Origin of the sequence: Dermabacter vaginalis (genome assembly GCF_001678905.1) — a bacterium.
Taxonomy (GTDB): domain Bacteria; phylum Actinomycetota; class Actinomycetes; order Actinomycetales; family Dermabacteraceae; genus Dermabacter; species Dermabacter vaginalis.
In genome coordinates this window covers 642,166-663,920 of sequence record NZ_CP012117.1, presented here as the reverse complement: position 1 = coordinate 663,920, position 21,755 = coordinate 642,166, and the positions used below count along the sequence as shown (strand labels likewise).

General features: G+C 63.6%; 22 protein-coding genes. 9 read left to right on the top strand and 13 right to left on the bottom strand.

Annotated elements, in window-relative coordinates; genetic code table 11:
- Positions 1-53: 53 nt before the first annotated feature.
- The 3 genes from rpsI to truA form a co-directional block, all read right to left on the bottom strand.
- Positions 54-545, bottom strand: coding sequence for a 30S ribosomal protein S9 (rpsI, locus tag DAD186_RS02785; RefSeq protein ID WP_065247418.1), 492 nt, complete (start codon positions 543-545; stop codon positions 54-56).
- A 44-nt stretch (positions 546-589) separates the two neighbouring features.
- The gene (rplM, locus tag DAD186_RS02780; RefSeq protein WP_016664071.1) at positions 590-1,033 is read right to left on the bottom strand and encodes a 50S ribosomal protein L13; all 444 of its coding nucleotides are present in this window, start codon (positions 1,031-1,033) and stop codon (positions 590-592) included.
- A gap of 353 nt (positions 1,034-1,386) precedes the next feature.
- Positions 1,387-2,292, bottom strand: a complete 906-nt coding sequence (gene truA / locus DAD186_RS02775; protein WP_065247417.1) for a tRNA pseudouridine(38-40) synthase TruA — start codon at positions 2,290-2,292, stop codon at positions 1,387-1,389.
- 36 nt (positions 2,293-2,328) lie between these two features.
- On the opposite strand from truA, the gene purD reads away from it, so the two are divergent.
- The 5 genes from purD (at position 2,329) to pflA (ending at position 8,204) form a co-directional block, all read left to right on the top strand.
- Positions 2,329-3,633 carry a phosphoribosylamine--glycine ligase gene (purD, locus tag DAD186_RS02770; RefSeq protein ID WP_065247416.1) on the top strand — a complete coding sequence of 435 codons (1,305 nt, stop codon included), beginning with the start codon at positions 2,329-2,331 and terminating at the stop codon, positions 3,631-3,633.
- Positions 3,630-4,544, top strand: a complete 915-nt coding sequence (locus tag DAD186_RS02765; RefSeq protein WP_065247415.1) for a phosphoribosylaminoimidazolesuccinocarboxamide synthase — start codon at positions 3,630-3,632, stop codon at positions 4,542-4,544. The genes purD and DAD186_RS02765 overlap by 4 nt, the downstream gene beginning before the upstream one ends.
- A gap of 158 nt (positions 4,545-4,702) precedes the next feature.
- Entirely contained in the window at positions 4,703-6,820 is a 2,118-nt protein-coding gene (locus DAD186_RS02760) for a pyruvate formate lyase family protein (RefSeq protein ID WP_065247414.1), read from the top strand.
- Between the two features lie 101 nt (positions 6,821-6,921).
- Complete coding sequence (gene grcA2, locus DAD186_RS02755; RefSeq protein WP_055089418.1) at positions 6,922-7,173, top strand: autonomous glycyl radical cofactor GrcA2; 252 nt, start codon at positions 6,922-6,924, stop codon at positions 7,171-7,173.
- 164 nt (positions 7,174-7,337) lie between these two features.
- Positions 7,338-8,204, top strand: coding sequence for a pyruvate formate-lyase-activating protein (gene pflA, locus DAD186_RS02750; RefSeq protein ID WP_065247413.1), 867 nt, complete (start codon positions 7,338-7,340; stop codon positions 8,202-8,204).
- Here pflA and DAD186_RS02745 read toward each other — a convergent pair.
- Positions 8,201-8,944 (bottom strand): MBL fold metallo-hydrolase, encoded by a 744-nt coding sequence (locus DAD186_RS02745; RefSeq protein ID WP_065247412.1) that lies wholly within the window; start codon positions 8,942-8,944, stop codon positions 8,201-8,203. The genes pflA and DAD186_RS02745 overlap by 4 nt on opposite strands.
- Positions 8,945-9,061: 117 nt before the next feature.
- On the opposite strand from DAD186_RS02745, the gene purS reads away from it, so the two are divergent.
- The gene (gene purS, locus DAD186_RS02740; protein WP_065247411.1) at positions 9,062-9,319 is read left to right on the top strand and encodes a phosphoribosylformylglycinamidine synthase subunit PurS; all 258 of its coding nucleotides are present in this window, start codon (positions 9,062-9,064) and stop codon (positions 9,317-9,319) included.
- Complete coding sequence (purQ, locus tag DAD186_RS02735) at positions 9,319-10,047, top strand: phosphoribosylformylglycinamidine synthase subunit PurQ (protein ID WP_065247410.1); 729 nt, start codon at positions 9,319-9,321, stop codon at positions 10,045-10,047. The genes purS and purQ overlap by 1 nt, the downstream gene beginning before the upstream one ends.
- Here the strand turns inward: purQ and DAD186_RS02730 are convergent.
- The 4 genes from DAD186_RS02730 to DAD186_RS02715 form a co-directional block, all read right to left on the bottom strand.
- The gene (locus tag DAD186_RS02730; protein WP_065247409.1) at positions 10,044-11,219 is read right to left on the bottom strand and encodes a class I SAM-dependent methyltransferase; all 1,176 of its coding nucleotides are present in this window, start codon (positions 11,217-11,219) and stop codon (positions 10,044-10,046) included. The two genes, purQ and DAD186_RS02730, sit on opposite strands and share 4 nt — an antisense overlap.
- An 84-nt stretch (positions 11,220-11,303) precedes the next feature.
- Positions 11,304-12,560: a formamidase gene (fmdA, locus tag DAD186_RS02725; RefSeq protein WP_065247408.1), complete on the bottom strand. Its 1,257-nt coding sequence runs from the start codon at positions 12,558-12,560 to the stop codon at positions 11,304-11,306.
- A gap of 34 nt (positions 12,561-12,594) precedes the next feature.
- Positions 12,595-12,882, bottom strand: a complete 288-nt coding sequence (locus DAD186_RS02720) for an FmdB family zinc ribbon protein (RefSeq protein ID WP_055089403.1) — start codon at positions 12,880-12,882, stop codon at positions 12,595-12,597.
- 150 nt (positions 12,883-13,032) lie between these two features.
- Entirely contained in the window at positions 13,033-13,974 is a 942-nt protein-coding gene (locus tag DAD186_RS02715; protein WP_065247407.1) for a hotdog family protein, read from the bottom strand.
- A gap of 88 nt (positions 13,975-14,062) precedes the next feature.
- Here DAD186_RS02715 and purL point away from each other — a divergent pair, with 88 nt between their 5' ends.
- Entirely contained in the window at positions 14,063-16,357 is a 2,295-nt protein-coding gene (purL, locus tag DAD186_RS02710) for a phosphoribosylformylglycinamidine synthase subunit PurL (RefSeq protein WP_065247406.1), read from the top strand.
- Positions 16,358-16,450: 93 nt separating this feature from the next.
- Positions 16,451-18,757, top strand: coding sequence for an N-acetylmuramoyl-L-alanine amidase (locus DAD186_RS02705; RefSeq protein ID WP_167550757.1), 2,307 nt, complete (start codon positions 16,451-16,453; stop codon positions 18,755-18,757).
- A gap of 137 nt (positions 18,758-18,894) precedes the next feature.
- Here DAD186_RS02705 and rplQ read toward each other — a convergent pair whose 3' ends face one another.
- The 5 genes from rplQ to rpmJ form a co-directional block, all read right to left on the bottom strand.
- A complete protein-coding gene (gene rplQ / locus DAD186_RS02700; RefSeq protein WP_065247404.1) occupies positions 18,895-19,413 on the bottom strand; it encodes a 50S ribosomal protein L17 in 519 nt (172 codons plus the stop codon).
- Positions 19,414-19,443: 30 nt separating this feature from the next.
- On the bottom strand, positions 19,444-20,445 hold the full coding sequence (locus DAD186_RS02695; RefSeq protein ID WP_055089393.1) for a DNA-directed RNA polymerase subunit alpha: 1,002 nt from the start codon (positions 20,443-20,445) through the stop codon (positions 19,444-19,446).
- A gap of 96 nt (positions 20,446-20,541) precedes the next feature.
- The gene (gene rpsK, locus DAD186_RS02690) at positions 20,542-20,949 is read right to left on the bottom strand and encodes a 30S ribosomal protein S11 (protein ID WP_016664053.1); all 408 of its coding nucleotides are present in this window, start codon (positions 20,947-20,949) and stop codon (positions 20,542-20,544) included.
- A gap of 77 nt (positions 20,950-21,026) precedes the next feature.
- Positions 21,027-21,404 carry a 30S ribosomal protein S13 gene (gene rpsM / locus DAD186_RS02685; RefSeq protein ID WP_065247403.1) on the bottom strand — a complete coding sequence of 126 codons (378 nt, stop codon included), beginning with the start codon at positions 21,402-21,404 and terminating at the stop codon, positions 21,027-21,029.
- Between the two features lie 172 nt (positions 21,405-21,576).
- The gene (gene rpmJ, locus DAD186_RS10570) at positions 21,577-21,690 is read right to left on the bottom strand and encodes a 50S ribosomal protein L36 (RefSeq protein ID WP_016664051.1); all 114 of its coding nucleotides are present in this window, start codon (positions 21,688-21,690) and stop codon (positions 21,577-21,579) included.
- Positions 21,691-21,755: the final 65 nt, after the last annotated feature.

The following is a 21,755-nucleotide window of genomic DNA, read 5'->3' as shown; positions in this document are numbered from 1 at the left end:
CGAAGGCGCCACCGATAAGGTGACGCCTTCGATACAGTGCAAAGGGCTGAAAATCAGCGCTTCGAGAACTGCGGTGCCTTACGGGCCTTCTTGAGGCCGGCCTTCTTACGCTCGATGACGCGAGCATCGCGCGTGAGGAAGCCTGCCTTCTTGAGGGCCGGGCGGTTCGACTCGGAGTCGATCTCGTTGAGCGCACGCGACACGCCAAGGCGCAGCGCACCGGCCTGGCCCGAGGGGCCACCGCCGGAGATGCGGGCGATGACGTCGAAGCGGCCCTGGAGGTCCAGGAGCTTGAACGGATCGTTCACTTCCTGCTGGTGAAGCTTGTTCGGGAAGTACTCCTCGAGGGTGCGGCCGTTGACCGTCCACTCGCCGGTGCCGGGCACGAGGCGCACGCGGGCAACAGCCTGCTTGCGACGGCCGGTGCCGTAGCCGGGGGCGGAGATCGACGAGCCCTTACCTACGGGAGCTTCGTTGGTGGATTCGGTGGTGTAGTTCGAGGCTTCGCCTTCGAACTCCTCAACTTCGGGGGTGGTTTCTGCCACTTGATTTCCTCAGATCTCGTATCGGCGTAGCCGGGCGGGGCCCGTTACTGCGCCACCTGGTCGATGGTGAACGGGACCGGCTTCTGAGCCTGGTGCGGGTGCTCGGGACCCGCGTACACCTTGAGCTTCTTGAGCTGCTGGGTGGCAAGCTTGTTCTTCGGGAGCATGCCCTTGACAGCCTTCTCAATCGCGCGCTCGGGGTTCTTCTCGAGCAGCTCGGCGTACCGAGTCGCGCGCAGACCGCCCGGGTAACCCGAGTGGCGGTAAGCGAGCTTCTGCTCGAGCTTCTTGCCCGTGAGGGCAACCTTTTCAGCGTTGATGATGATGACGAAGTCGCCCGCATCCACGTGGGGTGCGAAGACCGGCTTGTGCTTGCCGCGCAGGAGCTGAGCGGCGTGGGAAGCGAGCCGGCCGAGGACGACATCAGTTGCGTCAATGACGTACCAGGAACGCTCGACGTCGTCGTGCTTCGGGGTGAACGTACGCACTCGTGCCTTCTTCTCTCGTTTAAGTGCCCCGCAACGCCCCTTTCGGGCGTGCGAAAGCACGGTTCGAATGGACCGTGGACACGCTTCCTTTGGTTTAAAGCATGACCAAGAAATGCCGTGCTGAACCGTGAGCCCGGGTTTAGGAGCGGGCGTAAAGCTCAGATGCGTGTGAGGAGCTCTTTCGCGCCGAGCGTGAGAAAGCGGCAGCGGCAGAGCGCGCATCTATGGCACAACAGCCCACAACTCTAGTCCGGATCCTCGGCGAGGGCAACGGGCCGACGGCTGCCGCGCCCTTGTTTTCCCTCACATTTGAGGAGTGCAGACTCGCGCGGCCTCAGCAACCGCCGAACCATTCACCCGCGCGTGAATGGCACCCCGCGCTTGCCGCGCGTTTGGGTGGCGCGAGCAGCCCAAGCCGACTCCTCCGGATACTCGATGCCCTCGAGCGTGAGGCCCGTGGGAGAGAACATGGGCGCGCTTCCCGCTTCATCACGGCGCGGAATCGTCACGAGGGCTGCCATCCACTCGGCGTCGAGGCGATGCTCCCCCACGGCAACGCTCGCACCAACGATGGAGCGGACCATGTGGTGGCAGAAGGCGTCGGCCGTGACGGTGGCGACGACGAGCCCCTCATCCTTGCCTGTGTTCGGGCGCTCCCACGTGACCGCGTGAAGGGTGCGGATTGTCGTGGCATCCTCGCGGGGTTTGCAGAAGGAGAGAAAATCATGTTCGCCAACGAGCGCGCGGGCCGCATTGTGCATCGCCTCTGCATCGAGAGGGCGCTTGTGAAAGGCAACGTCGCGGCGCAAAGGGTCGCGGCGCGCGTAATCGTCGCAAATGCGGTAGCGGTAGGTGCGCGAAAGCGCACTGAAGCGCGCATCGAAATCCTCGCTCACAACGCATGCTCGGTGAACCGCGATGTCGCTCGGCAGGACAGCGGCGAGGCGCTGGATGATTGACTCCTCGCACGTGCGATCGCTGCGGCCCGGCATGCGTCGCCACTGCTTTTCGAGGATGTCCACGTGCACAACCTGGCCGCTCGCATGCACGCCCGCATCGGTGCGGCCCGCGACCGTGACGCGCACCTTCTCGCGCACGATCTTCGCGAGTCCCGCCTCAAGCTCACCCTGCACGGTCCGAAGTGCCGGCTGGATTCCCCACCCCTTAAACGCGGTGCCATCGTAGGCGAGGTCGAGACGAACGCGAAGGCGTTTCTCGGGGGCAGGCGAGGAGTCTGGGGCTTTGGGCTCGGTGTTCACGCGAGAAGCCTAGCCCGAACCGCTAGGCTTGAGGGCGTGAAAATTCTCGTAGTGGGCACGGGCGCGCGCGAGCACGCCCTCGTGCGACGCCTCAGCAAAGATTCCTCTTCTCATGACCTCCATGCCGCTCCCGGCAACCCGGGTATGACCGAGCACGCGACGCTTCACGACGTCGCTCTCGGCGATGGCCCGGCCCTCACGCGTCTCGCGTGCGACCTCGGAATCGAGCTCGTCGTCATCGGTCCGGAGGCGCCGCTCGTCGCGGGACTTGCCGACGAGATGCGCGCAGCCGGTCTCACGGTTTTCGGCCCCTCGAAGGCCGCCGCGAAGCTCGAGGGCTCGAAGGATTTCGCGAAGCGCGTGATGAACGACGCGGGCATCCCCACGGCGCGCTCGATCACGGTGACGGATCCCGCCGCACTCGAGACAGCGATGGATCAGCTCAATACCGGCGGAAAAGTCCCCTACGTCGTCAAGGCCGACGGGCTCGCGGCAGGCAAGGGCGTTGTCGTGACGGCCTCGCGCGACGAAGCGCTTGAGCACGCTCGCGCATGCCTCACAAGCACCGCCGATGATGCCCGGGTGGTCCTCGAGGAGTTTCTTGACGGCCCCGAGCTCTCGGTATTCTGCGTGAGCGATGGCGAGCGGGTCTTGCCACTCGTTCCGGCCCAGGACTTCAAGCGCGCGTTCAAGGGCGACGAAGGCCCGAACACGGGTGGGATGGGCGCGTATTCCCCGCTTCCCTGGCTCGACGAAGCAGCCGCCATGCGAGCGAGCGTCGAAAAAATTGCCGAGCCGCTCGTGCGGGCGATGCGAGAGAGAGACACCCCTTTTATAGGGCTTCTCTTTTGCGGCCTTGCCGCAACGCGGGACGGCCTCAAGGTCATCGAGTTCAACGTGCGCTTCGGCGATCCCGAGACCCTCGTGGTTCTCGAGCGACTCGAAAGCGACCTCGGCGCACTATTGCACGCCGCCGCAACGGGGAACCTCACGAAAGTGGCGACCCCCACGTGGCACGAGGAGAGCGCCGTCGCGGTGGTGCTCGCGAGCGAGGGCTATCCGCTCGCGGCGCACACGGGCCGCGAGATCACGGGTCTCGACTCGGTTGAACAGGAAGACTGCGCGGTCATCCACGCGGGCACAAAACGGGATGCCGACGGCACCCTCCTCTCGAGTGGAGGCCGCGTGCTGAGCGTCGTCGCCCGAGAAGACACCCTCGAAAATGCGCGCGTTCGCGCGCAATCGGCTATCGCGCACGTGCTACTGGACGGCTCCCATTACCGCACGGATATCGCCGAACGAGCTGCTCACGGCGAGATCGAAAGGACGGTACGACTATGAACACGGACGAAAACGGGGCTCTAGTGGAGGCTCCCACCCTTGAGGGCTGGGATCACGCGCTAAGCGGCAAGGTGCGGGAACTCTATGTTCCCCATGGAAGCACTCTCGAGGACGCGAGCGAAGTCCTCGTCGTCGCAACCGACCGCATTAGCGCGTTCGATTACTCGCTCACCCCTGGGATCCCCGATAAGGGACGCATCCTCACGGCGATGTCTCTTTTGTGGTTCGAGCATCTCGCAGATGTCACAGAGAACCACGTCTTCAGCGCGAGCGACGTTCCCGCCGCGGTGCGCGGGCGCGCCCTTCGGTGCGAAGCGCTCGACATGGTGCCGCTTGAATGCGTTGTGCGCGGGTATCTCACGGGTTCGGGGCTCGCAGACTATCGCCGCGAGGGTGCGGTCGGCGGCCATGCACTCCCCGCGGGGCTCGTTGACGGCTCCCGCTTGCCTTCCGCGATCTTCACCCCCTCAACGAAGGCTGAACAGGGCGAGCATGACGAGAACATCTCGGTTGGCGAAGCGCGAGAGAGGCTCGGTGCGAGCCTCGTGGAGGAACTCGAAGATCGCACGCTCGCCGTGTACCGCGCGGCGGAGAGCTTTGCCCGGGAGCGAGGCATCATCCTCGCCGATACAAAGCTTGAGTTCGGCCGTTCGCGACACACCAAAAACATCGTCTTGGGTGACGAAGTTCTCACTCCCGATTCGTCGCGATTTTGGGCCGCTGACCAGTACCAACCGGGCTCCGCGCAGCCAAGCTTCGATAAGCAATTCGTGCGCGATTGGCTCGCAAACGAGAGCGGCTGGAGCAAGAATTCCCTGGTTGCGCCCCCCGCACTCCCCGCGAGCATCGTGGAGGCTACGCGCGCGAAATACATCGAAGCTTACGAGCGACTGTCAGGCACCACCTTCTAACCTCCCCAACCCCCTTCCAGACCCCGGCGCTACCATGTGGCCGACGCCACGGAACGGGCTCTAAGTCCCATACATAAATAGGCACCGCTCCTACCGTTTAACTACCAGCACACCTCACGAGCATGCGGCTTAGCCCCCGCCATGGAAGGAAGGCTCACATGACTGCTGTGGAAGAAAAGAACACCGGAGCCCAGGGCGAACAACTCGACCCGTGGCGCGGTTTTAAGTCCGGCGACTGGAACGAGAACATCAACGTTCGCGAGTTCATCCAGCTCAACTACACCCCCTATGAGGGCGACGCCGAGTTCCTCGCGGGTGCGACCGACAAGACTCTTCGCGTGTGGGACACCCTCGAGAAGAAGTACCTCTCGGAGGAGCGCCGCCGCCGCGTGTACGACGTGGATACGAAGACCCCCGCCGATATCGATGCCTTCCCCGCTGGCTACATCAGCGAAGACGATGACGTCATCGTCGGCCTTCAGACCGACGTTCCCCTCAAGCGCGCGATGATGCCCTTCGGTGGCTGGCGCATGGTGGAGACCGCGATCAAGGAAGCCGGCAAGGAGCCGGATCCCGAGATCAAGAAGATTTTCACCAAGTACCGCAAGACCCACAACGATGGCGTATTCGACATCTACACCCCGCGCATCCGCGCAGCACGTAGCTCGCACATCATCACCGGTCTTCCCGATGCGTACGGCCGCGGCCGCATTATTGGCGACTACCGCCGCCTCGCGCTCTACGGCGCGGACTTCCTGATCGCCGAGAAGAAGGCCGCGAAGGACGCAGTTTCGGATCAGCCGTTCAGCGAGCACTGGGCCCGCTTCCGCGAGGAGCACGCCGAGCAGATCAAGGCTCTCAACAAGCTTGTGAACCTCGGTGACGCCTATGGCCTCGACCTCCGCCGCCCCGCCGCTACCGCTCAGGAAGCCGTACAGTGGGTCTACATGGCCTACCTCGCCTCGGTCAAGAGCCAGGACGGTGCCGCCATGTCGATCGGCCGCCTCTCGCCGTTCCTCGACTCGTACATCCAGCGCGACCTCGACGAAGGCCGCATCACGGAGACCGACGCGCAGGAGCTCATCGACGCTCTCGTGATCAAGCTCCGCATCGTGCGCTTCCTCCGCACGATCGACTACGACCAGATCTTCTCGGGCGACCCCTACTGGGCAACCTGGTCCGACGCCGGCATCGGCGAGGACGGCCGCACGCTCGTCACGAAGACCTCGTTCCGTCTCCTCCAGACGCTTCGTAACCTCGGCCCGGCTCCCGAGCCGAACATCACGATCTTCTGGGATCCGAGCCTCCCGCAGGGCTACAAGGACTTCTGCTCGGCAATCTCGATCGAGACGAGCTCGGTCCAGTACGAGTCCGATGAGCAGATCCGCAACCGCTGGGGCGATGACGCAGCCATCGCGTGCTGCGTGTCCCCGATGAAGGTCGGCAAGCAGATGCAGTTCTTCGGCGCTCGCGTGAACTCCGCTAAGGCGCTTCTGTACGCGATCAACGGCGGCCGCGACGAGATGAGCGGCAAGCAGGTCACCGAAGCAGGTCTGTTCGAGCCCATCCAGGGCGAGGGCCCGCTCGACTTCGACGAGGTCTGGCAGAAATACGAAGAGATGCTGGACTGGGTTGTGGGCACCTACGTTGAGGCGCTCAACATCATCCACTACTGCCACGACAAGTACGCCTACGAGGCAGTCGAGATGGCGCTTCACGATTCGGATATCACGCGCACGATGGGCTGTGGCATCGCTGGCCTCTCGATCGTTGCCGACTCGCTCTCCGCCATCAAGTACGCGAAGGTCTACCCGGTTCGCGATGAGTCGGGCCTCGTGGTCGACTACCGCACCGAGGGCGACTTCCCGATCTACGGCAACGACGATGACCGCGCCGACGACATCGCCGCGACCGTCGTCCACACGATCATGTCGAAGATCAAGGCGATCCCGATGTACCGTGACGCGATCCCGACCCAGTCGGTGCTCACGATTACGTCGAACGTCGTGTACGGCAAGGCGACCGGCTCGTTCCCCTCGGGCCACGAGAAGGGCACACCCTTCGCACCGGGCGCCAACCCGGAGAACGGCATGGACAGCCACGGCATGGTGGCCTCGATGCTTTCCGTTGGCAAGCTCGACTACAACGACGCGCTGGACGGCATCTCGCTGACCAACACGATTACCCCGCAGGGCCTTGGCCGTACGAAGGACGAACAGGTGAAGAACCTGGTCGGCATTCTCGACTCGGGCTTCATCATGGATGACGAAGACTGATCGTCTGAATCCCCACAACGTGAATCGGTCGGGCGCGAGCCCCCTTGGGCCCGACCGGTTTTCACCCCCACATTTCCATCACTCTGATTGAGGAGAGAACAATGGCAGTCAAGACTTTCGATGAGCGCCTTCAGTCCATGAAGACCAACCGCGCCGAGAACAACATGGAGTCCGGCCTCTACCACGCGAACATCAACGTGCTCAACAAGGACACCCTTGTGGACGCGATGGAGAACCCGGAGAACTACCCGAACCTCACCGTTCGCGTGTCGGGCTACGCCGTGAACTTCGTGAAGCTCACGCGCGAGCAGCAGCTCGACGTGCTCAACCGCACCTTCCACCAGGGCGCCTGAGACACATCACTTCACACGCGTGATGCGCAATAATTAAGCGCATCGAAGCGTTCACCTGTTGGGCCTGGAAGCTCCGGTTTCCGGGCCCAACTCTTTAGGGCGTGTCCCCGACCCATGCGGGCCTCCGATTCCACGCCTACCACGACTTTGACGAGAGGCGATCCATGACCGAGTCCGCGGGCGCGAGCATCACCCAGGTTGATCTTCCGCTTCATAAGAGGCGCCAGGGCGCCGGAATCGAGGGCCTCGAAGAGTCGCATCTTGAACGCCCCGATCGCCTCCAGGCGGTGCGCGAGGGCGACCTCGCCTCCATCCATTCATGGGAGCTCGTCACGGCCGTTGACGGCCCCGGCACGCGCCTCACAATCTTCTTTAGCGGTTGCCCGCTTCGCTGCCTGTACTGCCACAACCCCGACACGTTCGAAGCCAAGAACGGTCAGGACGTCACCGCGGATGAGCTCATCGCAAAGATCAAGCGCTACCGCCGCATCTTCAAGGCATCGGGCGGCGGCATTACTCTTTCGGGCGGCGAAGTTCTCCAGCAGCCTGCTTTTGCGAAGCGCCTCCTCGAGGCAGCGAAAGACATGGGCGTTCACACCGCGATCGATACCTCGGGCTTCCTCGGCCGCAACGCTTCCGACGAACTGCTCGAATCGGTCGATCTCGTTCTCCTCGACGTCAAGAGTGGCGATCCCGAGGTCTACAAGCGCACGACCGGCCGCGCGCTTCAGCCAACGATTGACTTTGGCGATCGCTTGAACGAGAAGGGCATCGAGGTATGGGCCAGGTTCGTCCTCGTTCCCGGCCTCACCGACGACTACGACAACGTCGAGAAGGTCGCCGACATCGTTGAGCGCTGGCGCTCGAACGTGAGCCGTATCGAGGTGCTGCCCTTCCACCAAATGGGCACCGATAAGTGGGACTCACTCGGCCTCGACTACAAGCTTCGCGACACGCGCCCGCCCGAGAAAGAACTCGTGGAGCGCGTGCGTGAACAGTTCCGCGCACGCGGCGGCTTCGAGGTTCACTAACGAGCTTCGCGGGTTGACCGCGGGAAGCTCAGGACTCGTCCTTCTCCAGGCTCCGTTCCGCGGGGCCAATCCCGCACCTCGCATGAGTCAGGGCTGTACGCGCTCGACTGTTTGAGGTAGATCGCGCGCCCAGCGGCCGAGGCGACCCCATCGTGCACGGGGATCGCCACGTCCGGTTTCACGATTCGCAAAAAGTCGATCGTCTCCTGCATTTTCGACCACGGTGCCACGACGGGGAACGAGAGCACGTGAGCGCCGATCAGCTCGGGATGCGGCACGAGCGAGTCTCCCGTGTGGGCAAAGGTCTGCTCCCCCGGGGCCTCGACAATGAACGCCACGTTTCCCACGGGCGGGATCGCGGGATGGATCGTCGCGTGCGCACCACCGGCTGCCCGTATGGTCACGTGAGAATTTCCGACGGTTGCTCGCCCACCGGGTGCAAGAGCGGTAAACCGTTCCCGGAAGCGGGAGGTTTCATCGACCTCACCCAGGAGCGTTGCCGTCTGAGGCTCAAGCAGGATGGCCGCCTCGGGATTATTCTCGAAGAGTTTTTCGAGGTAGGGCGGGTGCGCGTGATCGGGGTGCTGATGGCTTACCGCAATCGCGTCGAGACCTTCGAGCCCCGCCACGAGGGGGTCACTCAAGTTTCCGGGGTCGAAGAGAACCCTGTAGGCGTCGGCCCTGCCCTCCCCCGCGTAGGTGAGGAGCAGAGCTGAGTGGCCGAAGTGTGTGATCTCCATACCGCCACCGTAGGGGCGAAAGATGAGCGGAGCCCGCACGGACCGGTAGAATCAAGGAGTGCGCAACCCGCGCAGTTTTCGACGACTTTTTCGTGCCTACTGTTTTCTGGAGATGACATGCCCCGCCTCATCGTCGACGTGATGCCGAAACCCGAAATTCTCGACCCGCAGGGAAAGGCCGTTCTCGGCGCCCTCGGAAGGCTCGACTTTGAGCAGATCACTTCGGTTCGTCAAGGCAAGCGTTTCGAACTCGAAGTCGAGGGCGAGGTGACGAGCGAGGTTCTCAAGCGCGTGCGCGAAGCCGCGACCGAGCTCCTTTCCAACCCCGTCATCGAGGACGTCGTTTCGGTGCGCGTCGAGGAGGAGCAGGCCTGATGCCCGCAATCGGTGTGGTGACCTTCCCGGGTACTCTCGATGATCGCGACGCCCTGCGTGCCGTGAGGATCGCGGGTGCAGAGCCGGTGGCGCTGTGGCATGCGGACGACGATCTTCGCGATGTGGACGCGGTGATTCTTCCTGGCGGCTTCAGCTACGGCGATTACCTGCGGGCGGGCGCGATCTCGCGCTTTGCCCCGATCATGGAGCGCGTTGTGGATGCTGCAAAGGGCGGAATGCCCGTGCTCGGCATCTGCAATGGTTTCCAGATCCTCACCGAGACCCACCTCCTTCCGGGGTCGATGATCAAGAACGCGCACCGTACGTTCGTGTGCCGAGACCAACCGCTGCGCGTGGAGAACAACCGCACGGCGTGGACGACCGCCTACGAGCAGGGCCAGGTCATCACGGTTCCGCTCAAGAACCAGGATGGCCTCTACGTCGCCGACGAAAAAACCCTCGACGAGCTAGAAGCGGAAAACCGCGTGGTGTTCCGCTACGCCGAGGGCGCCGAGGGCGGCCCCGCCGGTTTCGAGGACAATCCGAACGGCTCCTACCGAGGGATCGCCGGCATCACGAACAAATACGGCAACGTTGTGGGCCTCATGCCTCACCCCGAGCACGCGGTTGAGGCAGGTTTCGGCCCGGATGTTCCCGGCGAGGGCACACGCACGGGTGTGGACGGCCTCGGGTTCTTCGCGTCCGTCATGAACTCGATCCTCGACTAACGCTCGCGCTTCGAGATCGCTTTCGTCGCGCTCAGCACGGTAAACGTGCGGTCGCGGCTCACCTCTCTCGTCGCGGAAAAACGCCGTTCGAGCAGCGCCCGGTAGCGAAGGTGCGAGTTGTGCACGAGGAGCAGTTCCCCGCCGGGCTCAAGGACGCGGTGCGCCGCCTCGAGCAGGGGTTCGACGAGGGTCGCATCCACGCGCGTACCGTCGTGGAATGGCGGATTAAGCATCACGAGATCAGCAGATTCCGACGGTTCCCCGCCGGCGGCATCGTCCCACGTGACACGCGTGTCGATCCCGGGCTGCCACGAATAGGGCGCGAGAGTAGCGTGCGTTGAACGCACCGCGTCGAGATCGACATCGGTTGCCGTAAGGGAGAGGGCCGCTCCGGTGCGCGCAGCCGCCTCACTCACGGCGAGGGAAAGCATGCCGTTCCCACAGCCGAGGTCGAGAACGCGAGGCGAGGCGATCCCACGCTCGGTCGCGGTCGCGATCCACGTCGTGGCAACGCGTGCGAGGGCCTCTCCCCCGCGATCGGCTTTGGCCCCGGAAAATACTCCCCCGTAGGCGACGAGCTCGCCACTACTCCAGGCCGAGCGACGCGCCAGGGGCGGGGCGACTCCTTCGCCTGGAACGGAAGCATAGAGCGAGCGGAACTTGCCCTTGCCGCGCAGTCCACGGACCTCACCAAAACCGGCCCGGAGTGCATCATTCATCGACCGCGTCATGTGTTTGGTCGCGCCTCCAAGCACGAGCGTCATCTCCCGATCCATTGTGTGCGCGTGCCGCGCGAGGAACCGGGCATTTTCCTCGAGCGCCGCAAGCGATTTCGGCAGGCGCCCGAGAGCGAGGCTGCCGGAAAAGCTGTGCTCGGCGAGGAAGGTGCCGAGGTCGGGCGCAGCGAGATTATCTCCGGCGATGAGCACGCGATCATCGGATTTTCCCGATCTCGCCGCGATTGCACGCGCCGACGCAGCGTGCGAGCGCAAGACACTGCGAACGAATACCCGCGAGCGCCCCTCGATCCGGGCACAAGCCCAGGCCGTGAGTGCGCCCGAGCGGTCATCGAGCACGAGGATGTCTCCCGGTACGTTTGGCGCATTCTCGGCGGCGTCATGAACGATGAGGCGGTCGAGAGCGTCGGCATTCTCCTCAGGGGCGAAGATCATAACGTCGAGCCTACGGCATAGGCCGAGGGCGAGAGCTGGCCCTTTCGAGCTGTCTCCCGCCCTCGGCGATGTCACGCGCGTGCGTTACGCATTTGCCGCGCGCGGTGCACCAATGCCCGGGTCGATCTTCGGCACGTCGCCGGCGCCGGGGCGAACATCAATGTCGAAAATCGCGGTCGGGATGTACACGGTCGCGCACGAGTTCGGGATGTCCACAACGCCCGAGAAACGCCCCTCAATCGGAGCGGCGCCGAGCATGAGGAATACCTGCTCCGGCGTCCAGCCGAAGGTCGTGAGGTAGTCGATCGCGTGGAGGCAGGCACGCTGGTAGGCAAGCTGCGAATCGAGGTAGCGCTGCTCGCCGTCAAGCGTGACGGACGTGCCGGAGAAGGAGATCCACTCGCTGTAGCGCGGCTCGACGTTGCCGGGCATGAAGATCGCATTTTCCTTGACGTTGTACTTGTCCATGCCGCCGGGGATCACGTCGACGTGCACGTCGATAAAGCCCGACATCTCGATGCCGCCACAGAAGGTGATCTCGCCATCACCCTGCGAGAAGTGAAGGTCGCCCACCGAGAAGTGCGCGCCGTCCACGTACACGGGGTAGAACACGCGCGTGCCCTTCGAGAGGTTCTTGATGTCCTGGTTGCCGCCATTTTCACGCGGCGGTGCGGTGCGTGCACCCTCGGCTGCAACGCGGTCGAAATCCTCGCCCGTAAGAGTGCCGAGCACGGCATCCTTCGGTTCGGGCGGAAGCGCGAGCGGAGGCAAGCGATTCGGGTCGGTCGCGATGAGCGCGGCTTCGCGATCATTCCACTTCTTGAGCAGTTCGTGCGAAGGCGCGGTGCCCATGAGACCCGGGTGGATGAGACCCGTGAACGACACGCCGGGGACGTGGCGCGAGGTCGCGGTCTGGCCGTTGAAGTCCCACACGGCTTTGTACGCATCCGGGAACTGATCCACGAGGAAGCTACCGCCGTTGTTCTTCGCGAAGATGCCGGTGTAGCCCCAGCCCTGACCGGCGAGCGGTCCCTCGTCTTCCTGCGGGATCGGGCCCACGTCGAGGATGTCGACGATGAGCAGGTCGCCAGGCTTCGCACCCTTGATGTGGAACGGGCCGGAGAGCGCGTGCACCTTGCTCACGGGAGCTTCGAGGATGTCCTGGGCACTGTCGTCATTCTTGATGTCGCCATCGAACCACTCGCGGCAGTCGATGCGGAACGTGTCGCCCGGGTTGACCGTGACAGCTGCGGGAATGTCAGGGTGCCAACGGTTGTGACCAACGATGTCCTGGTCTTTGAACGATTTCGAAGAATCAAGCGGGAAAAGATTCTTAGGCATTGCGTGTGCTCCTTTGCTCGCCTACCCGAGTGCGTCAGGGACGCGGAAGTGCACGATGGCGCGGATCGTGCGACACGGGGGTGGGCTTCGCGCCAGGCGAAGACGGAAGCGACGAATGAACCTGAGGCTCATACGCGCTGCGGTTCGCCGAATCAATCGCATTCGTCAGGGCCGGGTTGAGCGAGCGCACCGCGGGGGCGCTCACGAGGCGCTTTGCGGGGTTCTCGCACTCGGGGCACTGGCGTTCTCGAGTCGTGCTGCTCATGGGCAACAAGGCTTCGCTGAGGTGACCTTCACCGCACCGGAACTCGTACAGGGGCATGGCACTCCTTCGTCCGCACCTTCGGGCGGTGCACCTGCGGCACCGCCCCTTGCCTTTGCGCGTTTCACACTAACGCGCACCTCAGCAGCGTTCCTGAACCCTCCTGAACCTCTCCCCTACTCCCGGCAGCGGCCGGCACTCATAAAGCCGTTACATCGACGCCAGGGTGCGCACACGCCCGAAAAAATTGAGGCGCACCGTGCGCTCGGCAGGCGTCGGACCTCGGAGACTAAAGCCCGAAAACGCGACCGACTGGCCTGCGGCGGGTGCCATCTGCTGCTGCTCGCGCTCGTAACGCACCCACACGGTCGAGGGAAGAGGCGGAAGCGAGGGCACCTCGAATTCCCACAAAAGAGGTGTGCCCACGCTCGGGCTAACCTCACTCAGCGCCCGGGAACCAAGCAGCATGCCGTGCGCGAGCGGAGCTGGGGCTCCAAGCGCCCTTGCACCGAGTGCGCTCACGTGGATCGGATGCGCATCCCCGCTCACGCGCGCAAATTCTCGCCCAATCCCCACTGGAAGCTTCCAGCGCGAGCGCGGTGTATGCGAGGCAAGCGGATGTCGCTCACTCCTCATCGCCTCACCGTCTCGCGGCTCTCGACTAGCCGAGCCCCGCAAGATGTACGTTGACACATTCGTCGCGAGGATGTCGTCGCCCCGTGAAAACACCGAGACGATCTCGCACATGTGCCCGCGCGGCGTGTGCGACACCGATCCCAAACGCGCTTCAATATCGAGCTTTTCCTCAACGTGCACGGGCCTGTGCAGGAGAAGAGAATTCTTGACGTGCACGAGCCCGAGTGCGGGAAGCGGGAAACGCGGGCGCGCCATGAGGGCGAGGCCCAGAGGCTGCGCGAGAGCGTGCAGGAATCCGGGGTGAGCGACGTGTGCGTCAGGCCACGGATCCCGGCGATGCGGGGCCACGAGGCGCGCATAGCGCACCGCGCGTGCGCGGTCCACGCGCACCCCGCGCACAATGTAGCGAAGACCGGGGAGTTTTTCGGACCGCGCAATGGGCGCGCGCGTAAGAATCGCCGCCCACACAGCTGCAGCGCTCGGAACTCGCGCGAGGGTCTTCGTGGTGGGCGACATACCTCTACTCTTTCATCCCGCACGGCCGCGCGCGAGGACGTAAAATGCAAGGTGCTGAGAACAACCGACACGGAGGACAGCCGCCAGCATGAACACCCACGAGCCAGACACGATCGAACGGGCCCTCGAAACCCCGAACGAAACGCAGCCGTGGGCCGACCTCGGCCTCAAGGAAGAGGAGTATGCGAAAATTCGCGAGATCCTCGGCCGCCGCCCCACGAACGCCGAGCTCGCCATGTACTCCGTCATGTGGTCGGAGCACTGCTCCTACAAATCCTCGAAAGTGCATCTCAAGCAGTTCGGTCAAAAGCAGACCCCCGCGATGAAGGAAAACCTCCTCGTGGGCATCGGCGAGAACGCGGGCGTGGTAAATATCGGCGATGGTTGGGCCGTGACGTTCAAGGTCGAGTCACACAATCACCCGAGCTACGTCGAGCCTTATCAGGGAGCCGCGACCGGCGTGGGCGGCATCGTCCGCGACATTATTTCGATGGGCGCCCGCCCCGTCGCCGTCATGGACCAGCTTCGTTTCGGCGCGATCGATCACCCGGATACCGCGCGAGTCGCCACCGGCGTCGTCGCCGGTATCGGCGGATACGGTAACTGCCTCGGCCTGCCCAATATCGGCGGTGAAACCGTGTTCGACCCCGCCTACCAAACCAATCCCCTCGTCAACGCCCTCGCCGTAGGCGTACTCCGCCACGAGGACATTCACCTCGCCTCCGCGACCGGTGCCGGCAACAAGGTCGTGCTGTTCGGCGCTCGCACGGGCGGCGACGGCATCGGCGGTGCCTCAATCCTCGCCTCAGAAACTTTCGAGGACGAGGGGCCGGCGAAGCGCCCGAGCGTTCAAGTGGGCGACCCGTTCATGGAGAAGCTGCTCATCGAGTGCTGCCTCGAACTGTTCGCGAAAAACATCGTGGAGGGAATCCAGGATCTTGGCGCTGCCGGGATTTCGTGTGCGACGAGCGAACTTGCCTCCAACGGCGGCTCAGGCATGCACATCGACCTCGAAAACGTGCTCCTTCGCGACCCCACGCTCACGGCCGGCGAGATCCTCATGAGTGAATCTCAAGAGCGCATGATGGCCGTCGTCACGCCGGAGAACCTCGATGACTTCCTCGCGATCACCGATAAGTGGGGCGTCGAAGCTGCCGTCATCGGCGAAGTCACGGGCGAAGGCCGGCTCACGATCGACCACTACGGCAAACGCATCGTCGATGTCGACCCCACGACAGTCGCACACGAAGGCCCCACCTACAACCGCCCCTACGCGCGACCCGCGTGGCAGGACGGCCTCGAGGCCGACCGCGCCGAAGATCTCCCCCGCCCCGCAAGCAGCGACGAACTCGTCGAGCAACTGTGGGCCCTCACCACGTCCCCGAACCTCGCGAGCACCGCGTGGGTCACCGACCAGTACGACCGCTATGTTGGAGGCAACACCGCGCTGGCCATGCCCGACGACGCGGGGGTACTCCGCATCGATGAAGAAACCGGCCGCGGTATCGCGATTGCGACCGACGGCAACGGCCGCTACACGATGCTGAACCCGAGTGAAGGTGCTCGTGCCGCACTCGCCGAGGCCTACCGCAACGTCGCAACGGTGGGCGCACGCCCCCTCGCCGTGACCGATTGCCTCAATTTCGGTTCGCCCGAAGACCCCGACCGGATGTGGCAGTTCGTCGAAGCCATTACGGGGCTCGCCGACGCTTGCCAAGAGCTCGAGGTCCCCGTGACCGGTGGCAATGTTTCCCTCTACAACTCCACGGGCGAACCCGGGCGCCTCAACTCTGCGATTCACCCGACACCCGTCGTTGGCGTTCTCGGTGTATTCGACGACGTTGCGACCTGCGTGCCCTCCGGCTGGCACGAAGAAGGGCTCGAGATCTACCTCCTTGGCGACACCCGCGAGGAGCTCTCCGGTTCGGCATGGGCCGACGCCATCCACTCCCACCTCGGCGGCACGCCCCCACGCGTATCTCTTGAGAAAGAACAAGCACTCGCCTCGGTGCTCATCGGCGCCGCGGAAAAAACCCTCGCGCAGGCAAGCCATGACCTGAGCGAAGGCGGCCTCTTCCAGGCACTCGTGGATTCGGCAACTCGATTCGGCGTGGGGGCGAAGATCGACCTGTCCTCACTCACAGAAAGCGACACCATCGATACGTTCACCGCCCTCGTGTCCGAATCGCACGCCCGCGCTATCGTCGCCGTGCGCCCCGAAGATGCCCCGGCCCTCGAGGAGCTCGCACGTAGTGCTTCGGTCCCCGCGGCCCGCATCGGCACGAGCGGTGGAACTGATCTTGAGCTGGCAGGCGTCGGAACCTTCCCCGTGACGGAGCTGCGCGAGCGACGCGCACGAACGCTTCCACAGCACCTCGCTTGAACTTCACGCAAGAGCCCACGAGGCCCTTCCCAATAAGAGTCCTCGTGGGCTATGGTGAAGTCGACTTCCCCCTCACACGAAAGCACTTCCCCCATGAGCTTCGAAAAATCCCCTTTTAATCGTCGCGCCCTTTTCAAGATCGGCGCCGTTACTCCCCTCGCTGTCGCAGGCGTGGGGGCAGTTGGCATGGGCCTCGCCCTCGCCGACGGTTCCCCCGCTCCCAGCGGAGGCGACACCGCCGTTGTGGATCGCGACCTCGCGCGCACCGACACGGTGGAGACCCAGGGCCGCTCGGAAAAGAACCCCGAACTTGACGGCACCGAAGCAAAACAGGTCGCCGGCTACATCACGATGGCTGCGGCAACATGGCCAAAGGACACCGACGCCCCCGACGTCGTTGAATTCCAGGGCCAAGACGTGAACACTGGTGACTGGGGCGACTGGATCAGCGCAGAGCTCATGACCGACATCGACGAAAACGCGACCGACGCAGTGTGGCTCGGCCCCTCGAGCGCGGTCAACGTACGCGCATTCCGCGACGGGCACGACGTCTCTGACCAGCTCACCGCGCACCTCATCACGACCTCCGAAGCTGGAAGCGACGTACGCCTCGCCTCGAGCGGCGGCGACACCGGCATCACCCGCATCCTCCCCGCGACTGTCACGCCCGGCACCGGTGCACCGACGTTCATCACCCGCAAGGAGTGGAATGCGGGATCGGTGAAAGCCTCGCGCCTCAGCTACGCGAAGGAAATCAAGGCGATTTGCATCCACCACACCGGTGGCTCCAACAACTACACGCAGGCGCAGAGCCCGCAGATCGTGCGCGGCATGTTCGCCTACCATCACGACACGCTCGGCTGGTCCGACCTCGGCTACAACATCGTCGTCGACAAATACGGTCAAATCTTCGAAGGCCGCAGCGGCGGCCTCCACCGCAACGTCGCCGGCGCCCACGCCCGCGGCTTCAACACGGGCTCGTGTGGCATCTCCGTTATGGGCGACTACATGGACATTCCCGTTCCCACCGCCGCGCTCAACGCTATCGCGACGGCCGCCGCGTGGAAGCTCGGCAGCGCTTTCATCCAGGACGTTTACGGAAGCGAAGAGTGGACCGTCACCATCTCTCGCGTGAAGCGCACCGGAACGTTCTCCATGCCGCACGTGTTCGCCCACCGCGACGTTAACTACACCGACTGCCCCGGTGACACGTACTACGGCCAGCTCCCCGCCCTGCGCAGGCTCGTGCAGCAAAAACTCACGGATTTCAAGAGCCGCTACCCCGAGCACCTCGTGGCTTTCGTGAACGGCGGCGGTAAAGCCGCGTTCGGCACCGTCACCCACGTGCGGCGCCCCGAAGGCGGCTTCGACGTCACGCGCCTCACGAAAGGCCTGATCCTCACGGCAGGTGGACGCACCACGGCGCACAAGAGCGCGTTCGCTGCCGACTGGAAGGGTTCGTGGGGCCGCCCTGTGGAAAGCACCGCAGGCGAGACGCAGCGGTTCGAAAACGGCACCGCAAAACGCGCCAATGGCAAGGTCACTTTCACGCCACAGAAGAACGCGGCCCCGCCTTCGGCCGAAGACGTCACCGGCGCGATCGGGGCTTTCTACGTGAGCAACGGTGGTGCAGCGGAATTTGGCGCCCCGCAAGGCTCGGAATTCCGCATCGACGGCGGATACCAGCAGAAATTCGCTCGTTCCACCATCTCGTGGCACCCTGCGACCGGCGCTTACGATACGCGTAACGCCATCGGCGCCAAGTGGAATTCCCTTGGCGCAACCGGATCCAGGCTTGGGTTCCCCACGAGCCGCGAGCGAGTTCTGAGCGGCGGAGGGTTCGCACAATCCTTCCGCAATGGCCTCATTGTCTGGTCCCGCGCTACTGGGGCCGTAACGGTAAGCGAGGCTATCCTCCACTACTGGAACAAGCTTGGCGCCGAAAAGAGCTGGCTGAAGTACCCTGCCCGAGATCCTTTCACCAGGCTTAAGAATGGCGGCAGCTCGCAGTTTTTCCAAGGTGGAATTGTGCTCCACGATGCAAGGAACGGTAAAACCTTTGGCGTCAAGGGTGCGATCCGCGGTGTTTATCTGCGCGAGAACTTCGAGCGTGGAAGCCTCGGTTACCCCGCGAGCGAGGAAACCGCGGTCAAGGGCGGTGTATACCAAGTCTTCGAGAACGGTCAACGAGTGTACTGGTCGCGAGCGACTGGCGCACACATTATCAAGAATGGTTTCCTCACCTATTGGCTTCAGCAAGGGGGAGAAAAAAGCACGCTCGGCTTCCCGACCACGGACGAGTTCAAAGACTCCCGCGGGCGTACCGTTCAAGATTTCCAAGGCGGGCGTCTCACGTGGGATTCCAAGAGGCGATCGGTCACCTTTACCCGACGGCGTTAAGAATCAACTGCGTGCCGTCCTGCGCGGTTACTGCTGCGCAGAACTGCACAGCTGTAGTCGCCAACAATAGAGGAAACGGCCCGACTCCCCTTAGCGGGGTGTCGGGCCGTTTCTTCTACGTAAAGAGGAGCCGAGGCTCAGTCCTCGGTCTTTTCCGAGGTCTCTTCGGCGGTCTCCTCAGCGGACTCCTCCGAAGCGGTCTCCTCAACCTTGGTCTCCTCAGCGGGAGCCTCGTCAGCCTTCGCGGAAGCCTTGGCAGCGCCTTCCGCTTCCTTCACGACGGCCTGCTTCGGCGAGTACTCTTCCTCAACCAGCTCGAGGAGGGCCATGGGGGCGTTGTCACCCTTGCGGTTCTCGAGCTTCGTGATGCGGGTGTAGCCGCCGGGGCGCTCCGAGAACTTCGGAGCGATCTCGGTCATAAGAAGGTGCGCAGCTTCCTTGGTCTTGACCGTCTGCATCACGCGGCGGCGGTTCGCAAGGTCGCCCTTCTTCGCCTGGGTGATGAGGCGCTCGGCAAGGGGCTGAACGCGCTTCGCGCGGGTCTGCGTCGTAGTGATGGCACCGTGCTCAAACAGGGCGGTCGCGAGGTTCGCGAGAATAGCCTTCTCGTGAGCCGGGGACGAGCCGAGTCGAGCGCCCTTAGTGGGTGCAGGCATGTTGTTTCTCCTCGAAGAAAAAGATGGAAATCAGAACTGCTCGCCGAACTCGTCGTCGCCGTACGAGTCAAGAACAGTGGAAGGATCAAAGCCGGCCGGGGAATCCTTGAGCGAGAGGCCCAGCTCAGCGAGCTTCGCCTTCACCTCGTCAATGGACTTCTGGCCGAAGTTACGGATGTCGAGCAGGTCTGCCTCGGAGCGGTTGGTGAGTTCACCGACGGTGTACACACCCTCGCGCATGAGGCAGTTGTACGAACGAACCGTGAGGTTGAGGTCGTTGATCGGAAGCGCCAGATCAGCGGCGAGAGCCTGGTCGGTCGGCGAAGGGCCAATCTCGATGCCTTCGGCTTCCTGGTTGAGCTCCTGAGCGAGACCAAAGAGCTCCACGAGGGTCTTACCCGCCGACGCGATGGCGTCGCGAGGAGCGATCGCCTGCTTCGTTTCGACATCAATGATGAGTCGATCGAAGTCGGTGCGCTGCTCAACGCGGGTTGCCTCAACCTTGTACGTCACCTTGAGAACGGGCGAGTAGATCGAGTCAACCGGAATGCGGCCAATCTCGCCCTCGGCGCCCTTGTTCTGCTGGGCCGAAACGTAGCCGCGGCCACGTTCAACGATCAGCTCAACCTCGAGGCGGCCCTTGGAGTTAAGGGTCGCGATGTGCAGGTCCGGGTTGTGGATCTCAACACCGGCAGGCGGGGTGATGTCGGCGGCGGTCACGACGCCCTCACCCTCCTTGCGCAGGTACATGACGACCGGCTCGTCGTTCTCCGACGACACCACGAGGTTCTTGATGTTCAGGATGAGCTCGGTGACATCTTCCTTCACACCGGGAACGGTCGAGAATTCGTGGAGAACGCCGTCGATGCGGATCGACGTCACTGCCGCGCCCGGGATGGACGAGAGCAGTGTGCGGCGCAGCGAGTTGCCGAGGGTGTAGCCGAAGCCCGGCTCAAGAGGCTCGATGACGAACCGTGAACGGTAGTCAGAAACGACCTCTTCGGTCAGCGTGGGGCGCTGTGCAATGAGCACGTTGTGTCCTTTCTTGGAACGTCCGCTATATGACGTTCGCGGTGGCGGTACGACACTGATGGATGACGGTTATCGTTTCGCGCACCCGAGCAATGCTCAGTTGCGGCGACGCTTCGGCGGGCGAACGCCGTTGTGGGGCTGCGGGGTGACGTCCTGAATCGAACCGACCTCAAGGCCCGCCGCAGTGAGCGAACGGATGGCGGTCTCGCGACCCGAACCCGGGCCCTTGACGAAGACGTCGACCTTCTTGAGGCCGTGTTCCTGGGCGCGGCGAGCAGCGGCTTCAGCAGCCATCTGCGCAGCGTACGGGGTGGACTTACGCGAGCCCTTGAACCCGACCTGGCCGGAGGAGGCCCACGAGATCACAGCGCCACTCGGGTCAGTGATCGACACGATGGTGTTGTTGAAGGTGCTCTTGATGTGTGCTTGGCCGTTAACGACGTTCTTTTTGTCCTTGCGGCGGGGCTTACGCGCCGCAGCGGCCTGTCGTGACTTTGGAGGCATATGCCAAAACTCCTTGAGTTTGTAAAAGGTGATCGATACGAGTCAGTGCTGGGCACCGCTCGTGGAGTAACTGCGGCTCAGCGAGTGGCCTTCTTCTTGGCGGCCACGGTGCGCTTCGGGCCCTTGCGGGTGCGGGCGTTGGTCTTGGTGCGCTGACCGCGAACCGGAAGACCACGGCGGTGACGCATGCCGGCGTACGAGCCGATCTCGATCTTGCGGCGAATGTCCGCGGCGATCTCGCGTCGCAGGTCACCTTCGACCTGGTAGTTCTCTTCGATGTAATCGCGCAGCTTGACGAGGTCCTCATCGGAAACCTGGTGGACGCGCTGGTTGCCGTCAACGCCGGTGGCGTTGAGAGCTTCAAGTGCGCGGGTGCGACCCACGCCGAAAATGTACGTCAAGGCGACTTCCAGGCGCTTTTCGCGCGGAAGATCGACGCCAACGAGACGTGCCATGAGCAGTTCTCCTACTGTTTCTCAGGGGCCTGATCCAGCATGTCGCTCCCGCATGAGCGGTGCGCCGCGGCCCCTGGCCCGCGGGTGATCCTCGAAATGAGGTTCATGCTGTCTCTTTACTTATAAGGTGCGGCTGTCACCGCGGTGTGCCTCTCCTCGAGAGGCGGTGCACTTAGCCCTGGCGCTGCTTGTGCCGCGGGTTGGTGCAGATAACCATGACGCGCGAGTGGCGACGAATCACCCTGCAGTTGTCACAGATACGCTTCACGCTGGGGTAAACCTTCATGATGCCCTTCTACAGTTGATCTGCCCTTGAACCTTCGAGGCTCAGGAGCGTACCTGACCGCGTGT

Coding starts and splice junctions, on each gene's coding strand:
- rpmJ (WP_016664051.1), bottom strand. CDS start 21,690: ATGAAGGTTTACCCCAGCGTGAAGCGTATCTGTGACAACTGCAGGGTG.
- DAD186_RS02715 (WP_065247407.1), bottom strand. CDS start 13,974: ATGTCGCCCACCACGAAGACCCTCGCGCGAGTTCCGAGCGCTGCAGCT.
- DAD186_RS02745 (WP_065247412.1), bottom strand. CDS start 8,944: ATGGAGATCACACACTTCGGCCACTCAGCTCTGCTCCTCACCTACGCG.
- DAD186_RS02705 (WP_167550757.1), top strand. CDS start 16,451: ATGAGCTTCGAAAAATCCCCTTTTAATCGTCGCGCCCTTTTCAAGATC.
- grcA2 (WP_055089418.1), top strand. CDS start 6,922: ATGGCAGTCAAGACTTTCGATGAGCGCCTTCAGTCCATGAAGACCAAC.
- rplQ (WP_065247404.1), bottom strand. CDS start 19,413: ATGCCTGCACCCACTAAGGGCGCTCGACTCGGCTCGTCCCCGGCTCAC.
- rpsK (WP_016664053.1), bottom strand. CDS start 20,949: ATGCCTCCAAAGTCACGACAGGCCGCTGCGGCGCGTAAGCCCCGCCGC.
- DAD186_RS02760 (WP_065247414.1), top strand. CDS start 4,703: ATGACTGCTGTGGAAGAAAAGAACACCGGAGCCCAGGGCGAACAACTC.
- rpsM (WP_065247403.1), bottom strand. CDS start 21,404: ATGGCACGTCTCGTTGGCGTCGATCTTCCGCGCGAAAAGCGCCTGGAA.
- fmdA (WP_065247408.1), bottom strand. CDS start 12,560: ATGCCTAAGAATCTTTTCCCGCTTGATTCTTCGAAATCGTTCAAAGAC.
- purL (WP_065247406.1), top strand. CDS start 14,063: ATGAACACCCACGAGCCAGACACGATCGAACGGGCCCTCGAAACCCCG.
- DAD186_RS02730 (WP_065247409.1), bottom strand. CDS start 11,219: ATGATCTTCGCCCCTGAGGAGAATGCCGACGCTCTCGACCGCCTCATC.
- pflA (WP_065247413.1), top strand. CDS start 7,338: ATGACCGAGTCCGCGGGCGCGAGCATCACCCAGGTTGATCTTCCGCTT.
- DAD186_RS02720 (WP_055089403.1), bottom strand. CDS start 12,882: ATGCCCCTGTACGAGTTCCGGTGCGGTGAAGGTCACCTCAGCGAAGCC.
- DAD186_RS02765 (WP_065247415.1), top strand. CDS start 3,630: ATGAACACGGACGAAAACGGGGCTCTAGTGGAGGCTCCCACCCTTGAG.
- purS (WP_065247411.1), top strand. CDS start 9,062: ATGCCCCGCCTCATCGTCGACGTGATGCCGAAACCCGAAATTCTCGAC.
- purQ (WP_065247410.1), top strand. CDS start 9,319: ATGCCCGCAATCGGTGTGGTGACCTTCCCGGGTACTCTCGATGATCGC.